At 45.5% G+C, this 20911-nt stretch carries 23 protein-coding genes; 22 read left to right on the plus strand and 1 reads right to left on the minus strand.

Going from position 1 to position 20911, the window contains the following annotated elements; genetic code table 11:
- The 13 genes from trpA to H2C83_RS09840 all read left to right on the plus strand — a co-directional run bounded on the left by trpA (window position 1) and on the right by H2C83_RS09840 (window position 11172).
- Window positions 1-798, plus strand: coding sequence for a tryptophan synthase subunit alpha (trpA, locus tag H2C83_RS09780; RefSeq protein ID WP_181740227.1), 798 nt, complete (start codon window positions 1-3; stop codon window positions 796-798).
- 31 nt (window positions 799-829) lie between these two features.
- The gene (gene hisC / locus H2C83_RS09785) at window positions 830-1939 is read left to right on the plus strand and encodes a histidinol-phosphate transaminase (RefSeq protein WP_181740229.1); all 1110 of its coding nucleotides are present in this window, start codon (window positions 830-832) and stop codon (window positions 1937-1939) included.
- Window positions 1932-3062: a prephenate dehydrogenase gene (locus H2C83_RS09790; RefSeq protein ID WP_181740231.1), complete on the plus strand. Its 1131-nt coding sequence runs from the start codon at window positions 1932-1934 to the stop codon at window positions 3060-3062. The genes hisC and H2C83_RS09790 overlap by 8 nt, the downstream gene beginning before the upstream one ends.
- A complete protein-coding gene (gene aroA, locus H2C83_RS09795) occupies window positions 3059-4345 on the plus strand; it encodes a 3-phosphoshikimate 1-carboxyvinyltransferase (protein WP_181740233.1) in 1287 nt (428 codons plus the stop codon). The genes H2C83_RS09790 and aroA overlap by 4 nt, the downstream gene beginning before the upstream one ends.
- Window positions 4346-4520: 175 nt before the next feature.
- A complete protein-coding gene (locus H2C83_RS09800) occupies window positions 4521-5018 on the plus strand; it encodes a hypothetical protein (RefSeq protein ID WP_181740235.1) in 498 nt (165 codons plus the stop codon).
- 76 nt (window positions 5019-5094) lie between these two features.
- A complete protein-coding gene (locus H2C83_RS09805) occupies window positions 5095-6231 on the plus strand; it encodes a hypothetical protein (RefSeq protein WP_181740237.1) in 1137 nt (378 codons plus the stop codon).
- Window positions 6191-6892, plus strand: a complete 702-nt coding sequence (locus tag H2C83_RS09810; RefSeq protein WP_312853894.1) for a ReoY family proteolytic degradation factor — start codon at window positions 6191-6193, stop codon at window positions 6890-6892. The genes H2C83_RS09805 and H2C83_RS09810 overlap by 41 nt, the downstream gene beginning before the upstream one ends.
- A 62-nt stretch (window positions 6893-6954) precedes the next feature.
- Window positions 6955-7407: a DUF2487 family protein gene (locus H2C83_RS09815; protein ID WP_181740239.1), complete on the plus strand. Its 453-nt coding sequence runs from the start codon at window positions 6955-6957 to the stop codon at window positions 7405-7407.
- A gap of 168 nt (window positions 7408-7575) precedes the next feature.
- Window positions 7576-8073, plus strand: coding sequence for a QcrA and Rieske domain-containing protein (locus tag H2C83_RS09820; protein ID WP_312853895.1), 498 nt, complete (start codon window positions 7576-7578; stop codon window positions 8071-8073).
- Between the two features lie 27 nt (window positions 8074-8100).
- Complete coding sequence (gene qcrB, locus H2C83_RS09825; RefSeq protein WP_181740241.1) at window positions 8101-8772, plus strand: menaquinol-cytochrome c reductase cytochrome b subunit; 672 nt, start codon at window positions 8101-8103, stop codon at window positions 8770-8772.
- Window positions 8773-8797: 25 nt separating this feature from the next.
- Entirely contained in the window at window positions 8798-9586 is a 789-nt protein-coding gene (locus H2C83_RS09830; RefSeq protein ID WP_181740243.1) for a menaquinol-cytochrome c reductase cytochrome b/c subunit, read from the plus strand.
- Window positions 9587-9644: 58 nt separating this feature from the next.
- Window positions 9645-10298 (plus strand): DUF1405 domain-containing protein, encoded by a 654-nt coding sequence (locus tag H2C83_RS09835; protein ID WP_220184104.1) that lies wholly within the window; start codon window positions 9645-9647, stop codon window positions 10296-10298.
- An 88-nt stretch (window positions 10299-10386) separates the two neighbouring features.
- Window positions 10387-11172, plus strand: coding sequence for a sporulation protein YpjB (locus H2C83_RS09840; protein ID WP_181740245.1), 786 nt, complete (start codon window positions 10387-10389; stop codon window positions 11170-11172).
- Window positions 11173-11426: 254 nt separating this feature from the next.
- On the opposite strand, the gene H2C83_RS09845 is transcribed toward H2C83_RS09840, so the two are convergent.
- Entirely contained in the window at window positions 11427-12326 is a 900-nt protein-coding gene (locus tag H2C83_RS09845; RefSeq protein ID WP_181740330.1) for a YitT family protein, read from the minus strand.
- A 140-nt stretch (window positions 12327-12466) separates the two neighbouring features.
- Here H2C83_RS09845 and H2C83_RS09850 point away from each other — a divergent pair, with 140 nt between their 5' ends.
- From H2C83_RS09850 to H2C83_RS09890, 9 genes are all read left to right on the plus strand, one after another.
- Window positions 12467-12799, plus strand: a complete 333-nt coding sequence (locus H2C83_RS09850; protein ID WP_181740247.1) for a nucleotide pyrophosphohydrolase — start codon at window positions 12467-12469, stop codon at window positions 12797-12799.
- A gap of 26 nt (window positions 12800-12825) precedes the next feature.
- Window positions 12826-13626, plus strand: a complete 801-nt coding sequence (dapB, locus tag H2C83_RS09855) for a 4-hydroxy-tetrahydrodipicolinate reductase (RefSeq protein WP_220184105.1) — start codon at window positions 12826-12828, stop codon at window positions 13624-13626.
- A gap of 18 nt (window positions 13627-13644) precedes the next feature.
- On the plus strand, window positions 13645-14640 hold the full coding sequence (locus H2C83_RS09860; RefSeq protein WP_181740249.1) for a 1-aminocyclopropane-1-carboxylate deaminase/D-cysteine desulfhydrase: 996 nt from the start codon (window positions 13645-13647) through the stop codon (window positions 14638-14640).
- Between the two features lie 54 nt (window positions 14641-14694).
- Window positions 14695-15396: a bacillithiol biosynthesis deacetylase BshB1 gene (gene bshB1, locus H2C83_RS09865; RefSeq protein WP_181740251.1), complete on the plus strand. Its 702-nt coding sequence runs from the start codon at window positions 14695-14697 to the stop codon at window positions 15394-15396.
- Window positions 15397-15423: 27 nt separating this feature from the next.
- Window positions 15424-16548, plus strand: coding sequence for an N-acetyl-alpha-D-glucosaminyl L-malate synthase BshA (gene bshA, locus H2C83_RS09870; protein ID WP_181740253.1), 1125 nt, complete (start codon window positions 15424-15426; stop codon window positions 16546-16548).
- 15 nt (window positions 16549-16563) lie between these two features.
- On the plus strand, window positions 16564-17802 hold the full coding sequence (locus H2C83_RS09875) for a CCA tRNA nucleotidyltransferase (protein WP_181740255.1): 1239 nt from the start codon (window positions 16564-16566) through the stop codon (window positions 17800-17802).
- Complete coding sequence (locus tag H2C83_RS09880) at window positions 17780-18763, plus strand: biotin--[acetyl-CoA-carboxylase] ligase (RefSeq protein WP_181740257.1); 984 nt, start codon at window positions 17780-17782, stop codon at window positions 18761-18763. Before H2C83_RS09875 ends, H2C83_RS09880 begins: the two co-directional genes overlap by 23 nt.
- Window positions 18764-19098: 335 nt before the next feature.
- Window positions 19099-19239 carry a hypothetical protein gene (locus tag H2C83_RS09885; RefSeq protein ID WP_181740259.1) on the plus strand — a complete coding sequence of 47 codons (141 nt, stop codon included), beginning with the start codon at window positions 19099-19101 and terminating at the stop codon, window positions 19237-19239.
- A 343-nt stretch (window positions 19240-19582) separates the two neighbouring features.
- Complete coding sequence (locus H2C83_RS09890) at window positions 19583-20767, plus strand: NupC/NupG family nucleoside CNT transporter (RefSeq protein ID WP_181740261.1); 1185 nt, start codon at window positions 19583-19585, stop codon at window positions 20765-20767.
- The last annotated feature ends 144 nt before the right edge of the window (window positions 20768-20911 follow it).

The raw sequence follows: 20911 nt of genomic DNA on the forward strand, positions 1-20911 counted from the left end.
ATGAACCGATTAGAGGGAGCATTGGAAAGGAAAGCTGAATATCTGATTCCATATATTATGTGCGGTGATCCGGACCTGGAGATGACGCGCGAAATCATCAGGATTCTGGCTGAAGAAGGGGTTTTGGCCATTGAATTGGGGGTTCCTTTTTCTGACCCGGTAGCGGATGGCCCTGTTATCCAGGCGGCGGGAGAAAGGGCGCTGAAAAACAGGGTAACATTGAACCAGGTATTGGAATTGGGAAAAAAAGTACGGGAGGATGGAATCGATGTACCTTTGATTTTATTTTCTTATGCCAATCCTGTTTTTCATTTTGGAATGGAACGGTTGGTTCATGAGGCTGTTGCACATGGCTTCGACGGGATTATTGTTCCGGACCTGCCTTATGAAGAGAGTGTCCCTCTTCGCAGACGGGGAAGCGAAGCCGGACTGAGCGTTATTTCGCTTGTCGCTCCTACTTCCAGAGAGCGCATCAAAGATATCGTGTCTTCTGCACAGGGTTTTGTTTACTGTGTTTCTTCCCTTGGCACGACCGGAATGCGCCGGGAATTCTCTGAACAGACGGAGACGTTTCTGGATACCGTCCGTATGCTTAGTCCCGTACCCACAGCGATTGGTTTTGGCATTTCCGGAAGGGAGCATGTTGAGCATTTTCTTGATCACGCCGATGCCGTCGTTGTGGGAAGTGCGCTTGTCCAAAAAATCGAGAAACTTCTTCCGTATCTGGCTGATCCGGCGCAGCGGGAAAATGCGCTGGCACAATTGCGACAATTTGTCAGAGGATTAAAATCGGAGTAAGATAGAAATAAAAAAATGAAAGGAAATTGCCATGGAACCGAAGGCATCGATCAGGGGGCTGCCGGTATACAAGCCGGGCAAGCCCCTGGAAGAAGTAAGAAGAGAATTTGGATTAAGCGAAGTCATTAAATTGGCCTCAAATGAAAACCCGTTTGGCTGTTCTCCCAAAGTCTGGCCTGCACTTGGCAAGATTAAGGAACAATTTCATATATATCCGGAGGGATTGGCCCCTGATTTGCGCGAAAAACTGGCCCATCATCTGGAAACGGATCCGGAGCGGATCATATTTGGAAATGGTTCGGATGAAATTATCCAGATGATTGGCCGTGCGTACCTGGAGCTCGGTTCGGAATCGGTGATGGCTGACTTGACATTTCCCCGTTACGAAACGGCAACAAGGATCGAAGGGGCAAAACCTGTCAAAGTCCCCTTGAAAGACGGAGTTCATGACTTACAGGCCATGCTTGGTGCAATTACCGATCAAACACGGATTGTTTGGATCTGCAACCCCAATAATCCGACCGGGACCATCGTGTCGTATGAAGAACTGAGCCGCTTTCTGGATCAGGTACCCGATCATGTCCTGGTTGTCGTGGATGAAGCATATTATGAATATGTCACAGATTCTGAATATCCAAACACCCTTTCCCTGCTCGATTATAATCCGCAAATTATTGTGTTACGCACTTTTTCCAAAATATATGGTCTGGCCGCATTCCGGGTCGGTTACGGTGTGGCGCATCCGGATGTGGTGCGGGAATTAAATCGGGTCCGTGAACCCTTTAATGTGAGCAGGCTGGCACAACAAGCGGCGATCGCAGCGTTGGACGATGAACCGTTTATCCTTTATTGCCGAAATCAGAACAGGCTTGGCATCAAACAGATTACAGAACAACTGGATGAGTGGAACCTGCATTACTACCCTCCATCCGGAAACTTTATCCTGCTGGATACCACCATGCCTGCTGACGACGTCTATCAGGAGCTGTTGCAGCAGGGAATTATTGTTCGCTCAGGAGCGGCGCTTGGATTCCCCTCCTATATACGGGTCACAGTAGGGAATGAAGAGCAGAACAAACGATTCCTGTATGCGTTCCGTAAACTTTTGGAGATGAAAGGAAAGATCTCTGCGAATGCCTGAAAAAGTTGCGATTCTCGGAATAGGTTTGATCGGCGGATCTATAGCGTTGGGATTGAAAGAACGTACGGATGTTCATGTGATCGGATTTGACCGTTCACAAGCAGATTTGCGTTATGCTCTGGCAATCGGAGCGGTTGACGAGTGGACAACTTCCCTCCGACGGGCGGCTGAGGACGCTGACATCATCGTGATCGCTTTGCCGGTCGGCAAAATCAAGCAAACGATTGAGGAACTGGCACAGCTTCATCTTAAGCCGAATTGTATTGTTACCGACGTTGGAAGCACGAAATCCGATATCATGGAAGCTGGCCACTGTTTGAGGGAAAAAGGGATTGTGTTCATTGGCGGGCATCCAATGGCAGGATCGCACCAATCGGGCATTCAGGCTGCCCGATCTTTATTATTTGAAAATGCTTATTATGTGCTGACTCCTGATCCGGAGACATCACTTCTGGAAGTGCAAAAACTGAGCCAGTTATTGCACTTGGCAACCAAAGCCGAACTGGTTTTGATGGAACCCCATCACCATGACCGCATTGTGGGGGCAATCAGCCATTTGCCCCATATTATTGCGGCAGGACTTGTCAATGTCGTTGGAAATTATAATGAAGAAAATGAGTGGTTCCACCGTCTGGCTGCCGGCGGGTTCCGCGACCTGACCCGCATTGGTGCGAGCGATCCGATTATGTGGCGGGATATCCTGTTGTCCAACCGGCAGGAACTGTTACGTTTGATGGATGAATGGGTGCAAAAGATGCAGGAAGTTCGTGATGCCATTAAAAAGGGGCAGAAACAGACAATTGAGGACTTTTTCAAGCGTTCCAGAAAGTTGCGGCAACAGTTGCCTGACAGGAAGCGGATTGGAATTCTCAAGCCAAGGTTTGAATGTTTCGTGGATATTCCTGACCAGCCCGGTGCAATTGCCCGGATTGCAACCCTTTTGGCAAAAGAGAATATAAATATCAGCAATCTGGAAGTGATGGAAAACAGGGAAGAAATACCTGGGGTGTTAAGGCTGAGTTTTAAAGAGGAAAAAGATTATTTAGCTGCAATTTCTGTCCTGAAAAGAGATAACATGGATGTATACAGCAAGGATGAAAGCTGGGAGGAAAGCCGAGTATGATGAAAACATCAAGATCCAAGCCATTTCAATTGACATGCAGAGTTCCAGGCGATAAATCGATTTCCCACCGGTCGATCATATTTGGATCCATAGCTGAAGGAATCACGGAAGTAGACGGCTTTCTGCCCGGAAAAGACTGTTTGAGTACGATGCATTGCTTTAAGCAGTTGGGAGTCAGAATGGAAAGGATCTCTCCCACCACTGTCCGGATTTACGGCAGTGGAATCAGAGGCCTGAAGGAACCCGCCGCACCTTTGGATGTGGGAAATTCCGGGACAACCATTCGCCTGATGCTGGGAATCCTGGCAGGTATCCCTATCTTTTCTGCGGTAGTTGGTGATGAATCGATTGGCCGCCGGCCGATGGACCGGGTTGTCCTGCCGCTGAGAAAAATGGGGGCCCATATTGACGGGCGCGGGGACGGCCGTTTTACACCTCTTGCCGTAAGAGGAAAGGCGCTGAAAGGGATCAGGTACAACAGTCCCGTTGCCAGTGCCCAGGTAAAATCCTGCCTGTTGCTGGCGGGATTACAGGCAGAAGGAACGACGACTGTCTGTGAACCGGCTCTTTCCAGAGACCATACAGAGCGAATGCTGCCGGCATTCGGCGGCTTGCTCAGGATTGACGGGAGAAAGGTATCTGTACGTGGCGGACAGACACTGCACGGAACCAAGGTATGTGTGCCTGGAGACATCTCTTCGGCTGCCTTTTTGCTGGCTGCAGCTCTGATGGGACCCGATAGCCAGGTGACTGTGGAAGAGGTTGGTCTCAATCCTACCCGCACAGGGATTCTGGATGTACTCAGGCAGATGGGGGCAGAAGTGGCCGTTGAAGAAACCGGAAACTGGTGTAATGAACCTGTAGGCAGGATCACCGTACGAAAAGGAGATCTCCGCGGTATTATCATTGGTGGTGATCTGATTCCCCGATTGATTGATGAAATCCCGGTTTTGGCTGTAGTCGCTACGCAGGCAAAAGGGACTACTGTGATCAAGGACGCGCAAGAATTAAAGGTGAAAGAATCGAACCGGATTGCGACAACCGTAAATGAACTGAAAAAATTGGGGGCAGCCATTGAGGAGACGGAAGACGGAATGATTATTGAAGGACCGGTTACTTTGCGCGGAGGGGTAACCAGCGGTCACGGAGATCACCGGATCGCCATGGCGATGGCGATTGCCGGATTAGGGTCTGAAGGGGAGGTAACCGTAACAGATCCTGAATCGATCGATGTCTCCTTTCCGGGATTTGCCGAATTTATCCTAAAGATACAACAACGATAAATATGAAAAATTTAAAATATTGTTGACCTTGTCTTTTTGCAACCGTATAATGGTAATTACAGTATGGTTTCTCTCCACTCCTATCCAATATTGTACGTCCTGTGCAACCCGCTCGTTCATCGAGCGGTTCTTTTTTTGGCTCCGCTTTCATAAAAGTGGGATGAGGTGGTTGTCTATGCGGACAAAAGCAGGTCATTTTGTGATCGAATTCCTGTTTGTGATTGGGTCTGTCATGTTGCTGAAAAACTGGATTTTCCCGCTTTTGATCTCTTTTTGGTTTCCTGCCCTTCTGGCGGCAGAACTTTTTTTGGAGTGGACGATGATCATTGTCGGTGCCATGATGATCTTTATTTATCTGGGGTTGGGTTCGTCCAGCAAACAGGCGTATCGTTTGTCTCTGATACAGGCAGTCGGGATATTTTTCGGATTGCATTTCCTGTTTTTTATCCCTACTTTTTCATTGGTTGATCAATTTTATATGTATTGGGAACATTTGATCAAAGATTTCTTTTCTTTGTTTTTTCCAAGGCAAACGTTTTATACGTGGCAACTTGTTACCGTATATTTCATCCTCTATCTTGTGGGCAGGACGATTCGGGTAAAAGATGAAAAGACCGAACTCAAATCCGGGTGTCAGGGGATGCCAACCCGGTTAAAAATGCGAAACCGTTAATATTGGGATGACAAGTCTATCTTTCTCCATCTTCGTACATAATAGTAATAATGAGTTAACGGGAGGAAGAAAGACGGTGAGAATCACAGATTGGCTGACATATACCGGCATTGAACAGTTAAAGCAAATGAACCGTTATTATGGATGTGAAATCCAGCGGACCCATTCCAAATATGAGCTGATTCGTTCATTGTTGCAGCGCATAGGCAATAAAAGTCACTTGGAAGAAAAGATTGACCGGTTAAATGATCAGGAATTCCGTTTTTTACAATTGATTATGCTCGATCAAACTCCTGCATATTCCATGGAAGAACTGCTGGCAAAGGGAAGGATTGCGCTTAATGAAAGACAGGGACAACCGCGACAATTGATTGTTGAAGCTTTGAAAAGGGGCTGGCTGTTTCCCGGCTATTCGCGCCAAACACAAAATCTGTATTATGTGCCGTCTGATTTGCGGACTCAAGTCTGTGAAATTTTGCTGAAGCCGTATGAGTTGGAAAAAAACAGGCGTCAAATCCCACCTGCGGTATATCGCGATGAACAAAAACAACTGCTATATGATCTTTATCATTTTCTTTCATTTATAAACAAAGAAATTGTTCGGTTAACCATGGATGGGGCGATTTATAAAAATCAGCAGAGACAGTTGTTCCAGACTTTCTATATCAAGGAAACCCCCATTGCTGAAAAAGGACCGCGCTTTGGCTTTGGACGCTGTTACCACCTTTATCCGGACCGATTTTCCCTTTTGTATGATTACGCTTATTATCACAGGTATTTTATTGAGGATGAAAATGGATATTTGTGTTTAACGGAAGAGGGAAAAGGGAAATTAGAGAAAAAAGAAAAAGATAGTCAAGGTCAAGATCAAGGAATAGAGATGGTTCGTTTTTGGATTCGCCTTTACAAAAGGGCGATTCCGCAATTGCCAATGATTATTCGCTGGATTTCCTTACTGGCTTATCCCGGATGGGTTAAAAAGTCACTCGTGTATCAGGCGGTTGGACCTTGGATGAAAGCGTTTTACTATGAAAGCAAGGAAAGCTTGTATCGCAAAGTGCTTAAAATGCTCGTACACTTGGGAGTTTGCATGATTGGCCAGGAAGATGATGAACAATATCTCACCCTCACACCATCCGGAGTGAAATGGTTACATGGTATTTCAGCATTTCGTGAACGTGCCATTGAAGAAGGATTTGTCAGGAATCGCTGAAGCAGGAAACAGGGAAGTGGGTGACGAAAAATTAACTTATATCTCGCATGGAAAATTTCCGTTTCGTACTTCTGGATCAGCCAAATTTCTCTCAATTCCAAGGGGTGAGGGAAATATGAGAAGCAGCGTTACCGTGGCAGAGAAAAAAGGGTTTATTCACTGGTTTCTTGAGCATTTTGAGTTACAAAAAAAGGAAGCAGCCTGGTTGCTGAATTACTTGTGTTCCAATGAAGAACTGTTACAAAGGGTTCATTTTGTCAATCATGTCCGCCATCTGTCAAAGTCGATGATTATATCTACAAAATGCAGCAGCATGATTCCGTTTCGATTCACTAAAAACAAGCGGGTCGGTACGGACGTAGAATCGGCTTTTTACGACATTCGTACCTATCCCCATGAAGATCTATACATCGGCCTGTATTTCAAAGAAAGATCAACGTGTTCCAAATATGCCGCGGTATTGGAGGTTAATCCCATGGAGAAACACGACTTGGTGCAAGACCAGTTGCTGAGTCTGTTCGCGGAGATGCTTCTTGATCAAGCGGTAAGGGAGTTTGAAAAGAAACGGTTGTACGAAAAAATTGATGATGCGCTGGCAAATCGGGATGAGGAAACGTTTTTACAGCTCAGCGAAAAGTGGAGAGAGATTCTGGAGAAATAACAAAATTCGAATATAATACTCAGCGGAAGCTGGGTATTTTTTTTGGAACAGGAGGAATTCCGATGCAATTGATGCAGCTGAAACCTGAAGATTGGAAAGATGTGGCTTCCTATGTGGATACATTGTGTCTGCCGGTTACTTCCACCAGGATTCAGGATAAGGAAATTATACTGGAAAACAGCAAAATGGTTCAGTATTTTGCCGAAGATCTGGAAAGGAAACTGATCGGTCGCCTGTTGCTTTTGCCACCGATTCCATATATGGGGGGGAATGCTGAACTTTTCAATCTATATTTAAATGAAATCATTAAAGACATGGAGCAATCCAGTTTTTATTATCTGGTATTAGTTATTGATGGGACACTGAAGAATGCTGTAAGAGAAATAAGAGAGACTGATTCTATCAAAATTATGCCCTATTTTGCGGAATTGTCGAAAGATCCGGCGCAAGAAGAGATAGATGAAGTGAGAGAAAGCCTTTATCAAAAAGTGTTAGAAATTTGGCGACAAACTTGATTATTAGTGTTATTCAGAATATTAACGGTTGATACATTTATAACAATTTGTTGACTTTTGCAGATTTTTTTCGCTATCATGAATATGTTCTGGAAAGTAGGTGTCCTAGCAACAAAGATTCCGGCCCGTAAAAGACTGCAAGCCGGATTGAAGGAGGTCGGAGAAAACGTGAGTAGGAAAGTTTCCCGCCGGCAATTCCTGACTTATACGTTGGGTGGGACAGCCGGTTTCCTTGCTTCGGGAATGCTTTTTCCGATGGTAAGATACGCCATTGACCCATTATTGAAAAAGGGTGAAGGTGGTCAATTTCACGATGTTGGTTTAAGCGTGGATGAGATTACCGAGACACCGAAGCAGGTTCAATTTACCGTACATCGCAAGGACGGCTGGTATAATCCGCCCAAAGGGGAACAAATGACTGCTTGGGTGCTGAAGTTAAATGGTGAATACATAGCTTTTTCACCTATTTGCAAGCATCTGGGATGTACTGTGAACTGGAACAGCAATCCGCAATTTAAAAACGAATTTTTCTGTCCCTGCCACTTTGGCCGGTACAAAAAGGATGGGACAAATGTCCCTGGCACTCCTCCATCAAAACCGCTTGATCGTTATGAGACAAAAGTACAGGATGGAAAATTGCTGATTGGACCATTAGTCAAGAAGTAAACTGCTGCTGAAACGGAGGTGTAGCAAATGTTGCGCGCCATTTATGATTGGGTGGATGAACGTCTGGACATTACACCGTTGTGGCGGGATGTAGCCGATCATGAAGTTCCGGAACATGTGAATCCTGCCCACCATTTTTCAGCTTTTATTTACTGCTTTGGTGGACTGACCTTTTTTGTCGTGGTCATTCAGATTTTGTCTGGAATGTTTTTAGCGATGAATTATGTGCCAGATATTGAAAACGCTCACCGAAGTGTACAGTATCTGCAAAATGAAGTGGCGATGGGCGTAATTGTACGCGGAATGCACCACTGGGGAGCAAGTGTGGCGATTGTGATGCTTTTTTTGCATACCCTGCGCGTATTTTTCACGGGAGCGTACAAACATCCCCGTGAATTCAACTGGGTTATCGGAATGTTGATATTTTTCGTAATGTTGGGACTTGGGTTTACCGGCTATCTGTTGCCATGGGACAACAAAGCTTATTTTGCCACCAAGGTAGGCGTTGAAATTGCTGGTTCCGTTCCTGTCCTGGGACCGTATATTGCGACTTTCCTGCAAGGAGGAGACATTGTTGGCGCCCAGACTCTGGCACGTTTTTATGCTTTGCATGTTTTCTTCCTTCCAGCTGCACTACTCGGCCTTTTGGGTGCACATTTTATCCTGATTCGCCGTCAGGGAATTTCCGGACCGCTATAAGGTCTGCGCGTGAGGAGGGATCCACTTGGCAAATAATCAGGAAGGAAACCATAAACAGGTCCACTATGTGGGAGACTCGCACGTTCGAGCTGACCGTTCCAAATTGTATCCCAAGGACTATGATGAGTTTCCAGGCAAGACAGAACCTTTTCTTCCAAACTTCCTGCTGAAAGAGTGGATGGTTGCCGTTGTCTTCCTGGTCGGATTTATGACACTGGTCATGGCTGAAGAACCGCCGCTTGGCGAATTTGCAGATCCGACCAATACGAGTTTTCTGCCGGTTCCTGACTGGTACTTTCTGTTTTTGTATCAGCTCTTGAAACACAAATGGGCAGCCGGTGATTTTGTCGTCGTGGGCACGATGATCGTACCGGGAATTGCGTTCATGGCACTGCTGTTCGCACCATGGCTGGATCGCAGCAAGGAACGGCGTCCGCTGAAGCGGCCAGTGGCAACGGGAATTATGATTATCACTCTCGTTGCAATTTCAGCTTTAACATGGGCAGCGGAATATGAGCATGAACAGCAATTGCTGTCTGCACCAGGTGAAACTCCGGAAAATACGGAAATTGCAGCAAAAGATTCTAAAGGTTATGATATTTATGCCAAAAATGCTTGTATTAAATGTCACGGTGAAAATCTTGAAGGAACAAATGGCCCGGGTTTGCTGGGGGTAGGAAACAAGTTGTCGGCTGACGAAATTTCGAAAATCATTGCCGAAGGACGGGGGACAATGCCAGCCGGAATGTTCCAGGGAAGTCCTGCAGAGGAAAAAATACTGGTTGAGTGGTTGACGAAACAGACACAAAAATAAGACAATAAAACCTGGTTGCATCATGCAGCCAGGTTTTTATTTCAAAGGGGAAAAAGTTATGATTATAGAATGGAGAATGAAATGGTTCTGGCTCATGGGACAGCGATCGTTTCTGGCTGTTTTGTTTGTCATCAATCTGTTGGGTACGTTCTATGGATTTTACTGGTACAAGAATCAATTAAACTGGACAGAACCTAAATACCTGAATATTTTTGTTCCGGACAGTCCGACAGCAAGCGCTTTTTTCTGTCTTGTATTGCTTTGCTATCTCTTTTATCGGCGAAGCCCCCTTCTGGAAGCATTTGCGTCGATCACCCTGTTTAAATATGGAATTTGGGCCGTTATCATGATTGTTTGGGGTGGGTGGCTGGATTCCCGGCCTTTTTTCGAATCGTTGACATGGCAACACTGGATGCTGATCGGGTCCCATTTGGCAATGGCTTTGCAAGCGCTGCTTTATGCACCTTACTATACATATCGCTGGCGAGAGATTATGATTGTCGGGGGATGGATGTTGCTTAATGATGCCCTGGACTACCTGCTGGATATCCATCCGTGGCTGGCGCCGTCTCTGGAGCCGTTTGACCATATTGTCGGTTATTTTACGCTGTTACTAAGTCTGTCGACTCTTCTGTTATTTGCTATTTTTTCCATGCTTCCATGTCCTTATCGCAGATGGGAGTATCAAACGTGGTTTTGGGCCGGAAAATAGTCCGGCTTTTTTTGTTGCGGGTATATCTTTGCAATGAAACAAATAGACTTGTACTATGATCTGGTTGAACGGGAGGAATGGTATTTTAATGAGAGGGTTTATCTGCCTGCTGGTATGTTCGGTTGTCCTTTTGCCAGTTGGAGCAGGTCATGCGGACGAAAATTTGATGCAGGAAAAAGAAACATGGTCCGGATTAGCCAATAAGGTAGCCGAATATATCAATGAACAAAATTATATCGCAGCCCGGAACGAGTTGGCCGTTCTGTCGAAAAAATTCGCAAATTCCAATCTGGTGGAGCAAAAGCTGACCGTACCGGCAATTCACACTTTATCGGCTATGATCTTGGATGTGGAGCGCAACTTGAACCAGGTGCGCCCCAATCCGTCAAGGATCAAACTGTCTGCTCTCCGTATGCAAATCGCTTTTGATGCCGTTTCCCATTCACATCAACCACTGTGGCATCAATATTATGGTCAGCTTAAACAGGATACGGATTTGCTGATGGAGGCTGTCCATGCGAAAGATGAGGCCGGTTATGAAAAAAAACTGATCCTGTTGTATGAGCATTACCTGCTGATTCGGCCCGCTTTAATAGTAAGCAAAAGCCAGATGATGGTGGAAGAACTGGATTCATTGATGACGGTTGTTCGAAAGGAGAAAGACTGGTCTGACAGAGAACGCGGGTTAAAACAGTGGGAAAGCCTGATGCATCCATTATTTTACGGGTCGGAAAAGGATGTTTTGGCTGCGGTACACAAGTGGAATGAAGGCGTGGTCATGCAAATGTTTTTTCTGGTATTGGGGATGATCGCAAGTGTGCTTGTTTATGTCGGCTGGCGTAAATATCCCCGAAAGAAGCCCGTGCCAAATTAGGATGAAAAAGGCCTGGGCGGGTTCTTCCCGGGGAACGATGGAGGAAAACGAAGGATAATGAATAGATTGGAGTGGCATGAAGAAAGCGGGGAACAGTCTGTTTATAATTGGTGAAGCATAAAAAACGTGATTGACATTTGGGCGGGTAAACCGAATAGCAAGTTCTGTGTGACTGTGGGATATAGGCTCCTATCCTTGCAGTCCACACAGGTAGCTATTCGTTCGCCTCGGACCGGTACGACTGATTGGTCAGGTTATGGAAGATTCTCCTGTTCTTTCTGATTGGTATACCCAATCGTTTTTTCATAAGTAAATCCTTCCCCCAATACGTCTTTTGCGTCATTTACCACCACAAATGCATAAGGATCCAATTGATTGACAATTTGCTTCAGTTTGGGCAGTTCATTTGGAGCAACCACCACGTACAATACTTCCCGGGTTTGGCCGGTATATCCTCCGCGCCCCGCCAGAATTGTGACTCCGCGATTCATTTTTTTTGTAATCGTTCTGGCCAAATCCTGCGGGATATTGGATACGATGGTAGCGGCCTTGGAAGCACTCAGACCTTCAATAACAAAATCGACTACCCGTGCACTGATAAATACAGAGACCAGAGTATACATGGCCATATCAAGACCGATAATGATGATGGATGAAAGAATGACCGCAAAGTCAAACAAAAACATGGTTCGGCCTATACTCCAGCCGAAATATTTGTTGACCAGGCGCGCAATGATGTCAACACCCCCCGTGGTGCCTCCGACCCGGAAGATCAATCCCAGGCCAATCCCTACCAACACACCGGTATACAAAGTACATAACAGGGTGTCTTCAGGAGGCCTGATCCAGGCGGGCAAACCCTTCGTCAACTCCAGAAACAGGGACAGGGCACCGATTCCGATAATTGTATAAATAAATGTCCGTTTTCCAAATACATGATAACCGATGAAAAGAAGTGGAACATTAAGTGCAAAAATAACAATCCCGGGCGACCAGCCCACCAGATAGTAAATCAACAGGCTGATTCCGGTGAAACCTCCTTCAGCCAGGCTGGTCGGGATTGCAAAATAATTGATACCCACCGCCAGAATCAGTGAGCCGAATAAGATGATGACTATGTTAAGTAGATGAAAAAGCGATTTTTTCTGTTTCAATGGACTCACCCCGGTTTTTCTTTAAGATACTTGCTTTATTATATATGCACTATTTCCCTTATTCAATATATGTATGGCGCAGGATTGAGTTTGATATGTATTTTCGGTTAACATGAGAAGAGAACCGGGAGGATGATGAAATGTCTGGTAAATCGTTGTCTGATCTTCAAAAAGAAGTGGACCAGTATATCAGTCAGTTTGAAGAAGGATATTTTCACCCTTTATCCATGCTGGCCAGGCTTACGGAAGAAGTGGGAGAACTGGCGCGCGAGGTGAATCACCGTTACGGTGAGAAAAAGAAAAAGCCGAATGAAGAAGAAAATACCATTTCAAATGAATTGGGAGATATTTTATTCATTGTTACCTGTTTTGCAAATTCATTAGGGATCGATTTGGAAAAAGCTTGTGAAGAAGTAATGAACAAGTATGAAACGCGTGATGCCAACCGGTGGACGCGAATAAAGGAATACTAACAGAGGGAAGAAGGAGAAATAACATCATGAAGATTCGTGTCATCGTTGCTGGTGCCAGTGGAAGAATGGGACAGGAAGTTGTGAAAATGTTGGTGAAAGAAGAGAATATGGAACTGGTTGGCGCCATTTCTCGCTCCCAGGCCGGAAAAGATGCGGGGGAAGTGGTTGGGATCGGGTATCTGGGGATTCCGTTTGTTTCATCGACTCTTGAGGCGTTAAGCAAGACAAAGGCAAATGTACTGGTTGATTTCACAACGCCTGAAGTGGTAAAAGAAAACATGGAATTGGCCATGCAGACAGGTGTTCGTCCAGTGGTGGGAACGAGCGGATTGTCACAAAAAGATGTTGCGTCGCTTGCCAAAACAAGCAAGAAAACCGGAACTGGCGCGATTATAGCCCCCAATTTTGCCATTGGAGCTGTATTAATGATGGTTTTTGCCCAAAAAGCCGCAAAATACCTGCCTCATGTGGAAATTATCGAATCCCATCATGATCGAAAATTGGATGCCCCATCGGGAACATCCTTGAAAACGGCAGAAATGATCAATGAAAACCGGGCAGAAATGCGGCAGGGACACCCTGAAGAGAAAGAATTGATCGATGGAGCCAGAGGTGCGTATTTCAACGGTTTTCGGATTCACAGCGTCCGTTTGCCAGGATTGGTTGCTCACCAGGAAGTGTTGTTTGGCGGAAACGGCCAATTGTTGACAGTGCGGCATGATTCGTTCAATCGCGAGTCATTCATGCCTGGTGTCAAATTGGCAGTTGAGAAAGTCATGAATTTGGACAGGCTGGTTTATGGTCTGGAAAATATACTGGATCTTTAATCAAAGGAGAAATTACCGATGAAACGGGCTTGGGCGCGTTTTCCGATTATAGGGGGGATGACCCCGATTCAACCATTGCCCCGGCTTGCCCGGCTCCTGGGAATCAAGAGTTTGTGGATCAAACGGGATGATCTGACCGGGCTGGCGTTTGGCGGAAACAAATTGCGCAAATTGGAGTATCTGATTGGGGAGGCATTGGAAGAGGGCTGCGATCTGGTACTGACGGGGGGCAGCCCTCAGTCTAACCATGCCAGGTTAACCACAGCGGTTGCAAACAAGGCCGGTCTGGAAATATGGCTGTTTTTTGCCGGAAGCAAAATGGGGCTCCAGCAAGGAAATCTGTTGTTAAATCAGATAATGGGAGCCGAAATGACATTGACCGGGGTGTACGGATCGAAAGCCCTGCTCCGGGTTATGGAAGAGAAAGCGGATGAGGCCAGAAAAGCTGGCCGCAAACCTTATGTCATTCCCGTTGGTGGATCGACACCGGCAGGGGATTATGGTTATTTCCGTGCCTGGCAGGAGTTGGAAAAGCAATGTGGTTCATGTCAACTGGCTCCATTTGACGAAATTTATGTGGCAGTCGGTACAGGCGGAACGTTGGCCGGATTGCTTGCCGGAATTCTGTTGCACTCGCAGGAGACGGATTTAATGGGCATCAGTGTCTGGAAAAAGCGTGAACCGCTCCAATCAGATATTCATACCTGTACAACCCATTTATTAAAATGGATGGGCGAGGGAGAAGTTACCGTTTCCATGGATAAAATCAAGCTTTTTGACCAGTATATCGGAAAAAAATATGGCGTTCCTTCACAGTCCGGCAATGAGGCGATTCGCCTTCTCGCACAAACGGAAGGTATCTTTGTGGACCCTGTCTATACGGGAAAAGCGCTGGCGGGGTTAATTAACCGTGCCCGGCAAGGGTTACTGAAAGAAAAACATGTTTTGTTTTGGCATACTGGGGGGACTCCTGCACTATTTACCCATCATGAATCCTTGTTGGATGAGAAATAGCAGCTGATGGCATGTATGAAACTGGAGAATTGAGACTGGAAAAGAGGATGAGAAATGAGCAAAACGGCAGATATTTTATTTTTTGGCGCTCACCCTGACGACGTAGAGATCGGAGTGGGCGGTATTGTGGCAAAGCATGCAGCAAATGGATATTCAGTCGCCATTTGTCATCTGACGGATGCGGAACTTTCCTCCAACGGAACGGTTGAACGGCGCCGGCAGGAAGCAGAGGAAGCAGCAAAAATTCTGGGGGTTAGCCTGAGCATTCGGTTGGGTTTTCCCGATCGGGGGTTGACTGGAAGCAAAGAGCAGTTGTTAAAAATCACGCAGGTCATCCGGCAGTTACGGCCGCGTGTCATTCTGGCACCCTATTGGCAGGACCGGCATCCGGACCATGTTGCCTGCAGCAGAATGGTTAAGGAAGCGGCCTTTGACGCCGGCATTCAAAAGAGAGAAACTCCTGTCGACGAACCGGCTCATCGTACCCAGCAAATCTATTATTATTTTATCAACAATATCGATCAGGCGGACATCATTGTCGATGTTTCCGATGTGTATGAGAAAAAAAGCAGGGCGTTGCTTTCCTATAACAGCCAGTTTTCCTCAGGTAAAGGACAGATCAGCACTCCGCTTAATCAGCCTACCTATCTGGCAATGATCCGTGGCCGGGATCAGTTGTGGGGGCATCAAATTGGCGCTTTATATGGAGAAGGTTTGGTAAGTGCTGGTCCGATAAAAAAAGAACTGCTTGTTTGAAGCCTTAAGAGTTTAAGGAGGAATTTGATGCGGATCGGGATTACATGTTATCCGTCACACGGAGGGTCAGGTGTGGTTGCAACGGAACTGGGGAAATTGCTGGCTGAAAGGGGACATGATATTCATTTTATCACCTATGATATGCCGTTCAGATTGGTGAGTTTTCATCAAAATATCCAATACCATGGGGTAGAAGCAAACCGTTATGCGGTCTTTAAATATCCGCCTTACGATTTGTCCCTGGCCAGCCGGATGGCACAGGTTGCAAAAACTTACCATCTTGATTTGCTGCATGTCCATTATGCGATTCCTCATGCAATTGCCGCTGTTTTGGCCAAACAAATGGTAGGGGATTACCTGAAAGTGGTGACAACCCTTCACGGAACGGATATTACCGTGCTGGGAGAAGATCCTTCCCTGCGGGATATCATCTGTTATGGAATCCATCACAGTGATGCCGTGACAGCGGTATCGGACGATTTGGTCAAACAAACGTATGCCCTTTTTTGCAAAAGCGCAGAAAAACATATTGACCGCATTTATAATTTTGTCGATACCAAAGTTTATTTTCCGCGGGATGTTTCACACCTTCGCCGAAAATTCAGTAACGAAAACGAAAAATTGCTGTTGCACATTTCCAATTTTCGTGCTGTAAAAAGACCTTTGGATGTAATCAAAGTGTTTCGTAAAGTCCAGAAACAGATTCCCGCCCGTTTGTTAATGGTTGGGGAGGGCCCTGAACTTTCCCGTATTATTGACCTGGTGAACAATTGGGGGTTGGCAGAAAAAGTATTTTTCCTGGGGAAACAGGATGAGGTGTCGCAATTGATTTCCCTTGCCGATTTGGTTTTGTTGCCTTCGGAAAAAGAGAGTTTTGGTCTGGTTCTGTTGGAAGCGATGGCTTGTGGCGTTCCTGCCGTTGCGTCAAATGTGGGGGGAATTCCGGAAGTTGTTGAACATGGAAGAACCGGGTTTTTATCTCCGGTTGGACATACGGATGAAATGGCCGATTATGCGATTCGGTTATTGCAGGATGACGCTATGTATGAATCATTTTCAAAAGCAGGCCTGGAACGGGTCAAAAAATATTTTTGCGGTTGTAAGATCGTAAAACAGTACGAAGAGGTTTATCGCCGGGTAATTGGCAAATAAGTTGGGGGATCGGTAATGGATCTGCGGAAAATGGCAGCGTTAAAAGTGATGGAGATACTGGAAGACCAGGGCTACCAGGCATATTTGGTCGGCGGGTGTGTAAGGGATGAGTGCCTGGGAAGAAGTCCCCAGGATTATGATGTGACGACCAATGCCGTTCCAGAACAGGTTATGGCTATTTTTGAGAAGGTGATTCCGACAGGTCTTCGTCACGGAACCGTTACAGTTATTGAGCATCAGGTTCCGATTGAAGTGACAACGTTTCGTAAAGAAGAAAGTTACAAAAACCACCGGCAACCGGAACGCGTCCGGTTTATCGGGTCACTCAGGGAGGATCTGGCACGGCGTGATTTTACCATTAATGCGATGGCCAAAGACCGGCATGGTAATCTGATTGATTATTTTTCCGGACAGGAAGATTTGCGAAATGGAATTATCCGTACAGTGGGATTGCCGGCGGAGCGCTTCCAGGAAGATGCCTTGCGGATGTTAAGAGCGGTTCGGTTTGCGAACCAGTTCGGATTCCGGTTGGATGCTGCGACCATGCAGGGAATCAGCAGCCATAAAAAGTTGGGGGTTTATTTGTCCGTGGAGCGGGTAACGGCTGAACTGGAAAAGATGTTTAAATCAGAAAAAGTTTGTCTGGGTTTGCAACTTCTGTTCCGGACCGGGCTTATTTTTTTTCTGCCCCCCTTTTGCCATTGGGGACTGTCCGAAACGTTAAAAAATCAGGAAATTAATTATAAAGCAGATAAAATACCAAACCTGAATGCAAGATGGGCTTATCTTTTAGAGTTGTGTGCTGCAAGTGAAAAAGATGTCTCCCCCCGGCTGGACGACCTGAAGTTGCCTAAAAGAGCCAAACAGCAGATTGCCAGGTGTTTTTTGCTCGCCCGTCAATTGGTTGCTCCCCCTTCCTGTCAATCGGATGAAGATTGGTGCCGACTGCTGCTTAGGCATGGATTGGAGACGGTGATCGAGGCGCGGCACTTGGCCGGTTTGATCGCCGAAAAATTGGTTGTTCCTTCGGAATGCCAGTTCTCAATGTGGTGGCACAAAATGCCTGTTCATCATTCAGGTCAATTAAACATAAACGGCCATGATTTGATGCAATATTGCAGAAGGCCAAAAGGGGCGTGGATCGGAAAAGTTTTGTATAATCTGTTTGAACAAGTGGCGCTGGGCAAGATTCCAAATGATAAAGTAATTTTGTTAAAGGAAGGATGCAAACTTGGAGCACTTGATAAAAAGTGAAATCGTGAAGCTGTTGATAGAAAATTCAACCGGGTATATATCGGGTGAAGAAATGAGTCGTCAGGTTGGATGCTCTCGCGCCGCAATTTGGAAACATATTGAGGAGTTAAGACAGGCAGGTTATGAAATAGAAGCCAGGCCGCGTCACGGATACCGGTTAAAATATCGTCCGGATCGCCTTGCGCCGGAAGAGATTCACCCCCATTTGCAGACGGAACGGTTCGGGAGGGAAATGGAATATATCTGTTTCACTCCGTCGACACAAATTATTGCCCACAAGCGGGCCAAAGACGGAGCTCCGGAAGGGACGGTTGTGGTGGCGGAAGAGCAGGCAGAAGGGCGCGGAAGAATGGGCAGAGTCTGGTATTCCCCGCCTAAAACCGGGATTTGGATGAGCCTTATATTACGGCCGCCGATTCCACTGGCAGAAGCATCCCATTTAACTATCCTTGCTTCGGTGGGCGTACGCGAGGCGATTCAGAAAGAAACCGGGTTGGATGTACAGATAAAATGGCCCAATGATTTGCTGATCAATGGGAAAAAAGTATGTGGAATCCTGACGGAACTTCGGGGAGAGTATGACCAGATTCACTATGTCATTACCGGGATCGGGATGAACGTAAACGTCAGTGAATCGGATTTTCCGGTGGAACTGAGGAAAATCGGAACTTCACTGGCAATTGAAACAGGGCGTACCATCCATCGCGCCTCTTTGTTGGCAACCATTTTGAAGGAATTGGAACAAACATATTTTATCTATCTGCAGGAAGGCTTTTCTGCCATTCGTGAAAAATGGGAGCAGGGAGCCGCAATGTTGGGGAAAATCATTACCGCACGCACGGCACAAGGTTCTGTTACAGGCGTGGCTGAACGAATTAATGAACAGGGGGCCTTGCTCATTCGAACTTCTACCGGAATTGTCCCTGTTTATTCTGCAGAAATTGATTTGCCTGAAAATTGAAAGCCAAAAAGACTTATTAAGGGCCAGGCTGAGAAGTAAACTTCTTTGCCAGGCCTTTTCCTATTATCATAAATATTATTAAAAATATTTCTATTTTAAATATAAATTATATTATAATATAAGTAAAAAGAGTACGATGCCGCACCCGGCGGATGATGATAGTTATATCCAATATTTTAAGGTGAAAGCAGGGGAAAGCCAAAAAAGTCAATCAGAAGTTGCTCAGGAATCAGGTGGTTGCCTTAATTGGTATTCACGTGACAGCTCAACCAGCAGACGAAATAGACTTCTAGCAAATACCTGACTTTACGACACGTGCAAGCGGTTTTCATGATATGTTACTGGCGAAAACGTTTGATGAACTTGCCCGCTTAACCCGCAAGTCGGTCGGGAAGCTGCCGGAATTAAACAAAAAGCTGGCCTGGCTTCGTTTTTTGCCTTGGATTGAAAAGATGGAGCACAAAATGTTTTTTTAAAATGTTTTTTGGCATGCTTTTTTTGCTCACACTGCTGGCAATGACCGTTTGTGGAATTATGGCTGTTCATGCAGTGTTATCCCGCCGTTCAACCAGTTTCCGGATCTTGCGGTGGCTTGTGCTTAATAGTCTATTTGTTAATTATAGGATTGAGTTTATATTTTTAGAATAAAATCTAATTTTTATGCATAGAGAAGGCGGGGTAAATCAATAAAATAACTACTGCATGATAATATTTTGGAAATCACATTGAAAGGGTTTACTTATATAACAAAATTTGTTTTAATTATAATCTGCCGGAACCAATTTCTGTTTATTAAAACTGAAGGGAATGAAAAATGCGATGTCGGATTATATAGGGGTCCTGGGAATATTCGCTGTAATGGGATTGGCCTGGTTATTTTCGAGCGATAAAAAAGGAATTAATTTCAAAGCAATTGGCATTATGTTATTACTTCAATTATTGGTTACCTGGGGAATGTTAAGCACACGAGTGGGTGAGGTCATTATTAACGGGGTTTCGGCAGTTATTTTGAAATTGGTTGATTTCGCACGTGTAGGGATTGATTTTGTTATTGGTGGATTAAAACCGGAAGGGGCATCCGTATTTGTAATTGATGTTTTGCTTCCCATAATCTTTTTTGCGGCATTTATTGCAATCTTGAACTGGATTGGTTTATTACCTTGGGTGATTCGGATTGTCGGTACGGCTGTATCCAAAATAACGGGCATTCCCAAATTGGAAAGTTTTAATGCCGTAAACGCCATCTTTCTTGGCCAAAGTGAAGTCTTGCTCGCAATTAAAAGCCAATTAAATGATCTGGGACGGGAGCGCCTGTACATGATCTGTGCGTCTGCAATGGGGTCGGTCAGTTCAACCATTATCGCGGCATATATGACGATGCTGCCGCCCAAATATGTGCTGGTCGCGATGCCTTTAAACATGTTTAGCGCCCTGATTATAGCCAGTATATTGATGCCTTTTCGAGTAGAAAAAGAAAAAGATGTTGTTGTTATCGAAAAAGAGGAAAGACGCCGCGGTTTGTTTGAAGTCATTGGCGAAGGTGCAACAGACGGTGTCAAGTTGGTAGCGATTATTACCGGGATGCTGATTTCTTTTATTGCATTGATGGAAGGTATCAATTTTATTACTTCAAATTTGACCGGAATTACCCTGCAAACCATTCTGGGCTATATCCTCATGCCATTTGCCGTTGCGTCCGGTGTGCCTGTGTCTGAAGCGGTTACGGCAGGAGGCATTATGGGGACGAAGATCATTTTGAATGAATTTGTAGCGATACTTCAATTTCAGGATCTGATCCAGCATTTAAGCGCACGAACTGTTGCAATTGTTTCCACTTATCTGGTAAGTTTTGCCAACTTCGGTTCGATCGGAATTATTGCCGGAACCTTTAAAGCCATCTCTGAAAAACAAATGCCGGTTGTGGCAGGTTTTGGTTTAAAACTGTTGTTTGGTGCCTCTTTGGCCAGTTTTTTAACAGGGGCAATGACCGGTTTGTTTATATGACAAATCTGAACTTGTTTTTTGGCAAAAAATATTGCAATCCTCATTCAGATTCGATACTTTAAAGGAGTATAGGCGACATCTTTCGATAAGAGTTGCACTATACGATGGTTGATCGTAGTTAATAATTGTTGAAAATCTGCTTCG

The organism is Thermoactinomyces mirandus, from assembly GCF_013868055.1.
Taxonomy (GTDB): Bacteria; Bacillota; Bacilli; order Thermoactinomycetales; family Thermoactinomycetaceae; genus Thermoactinomyces; species Thermoactinomyces mirandus.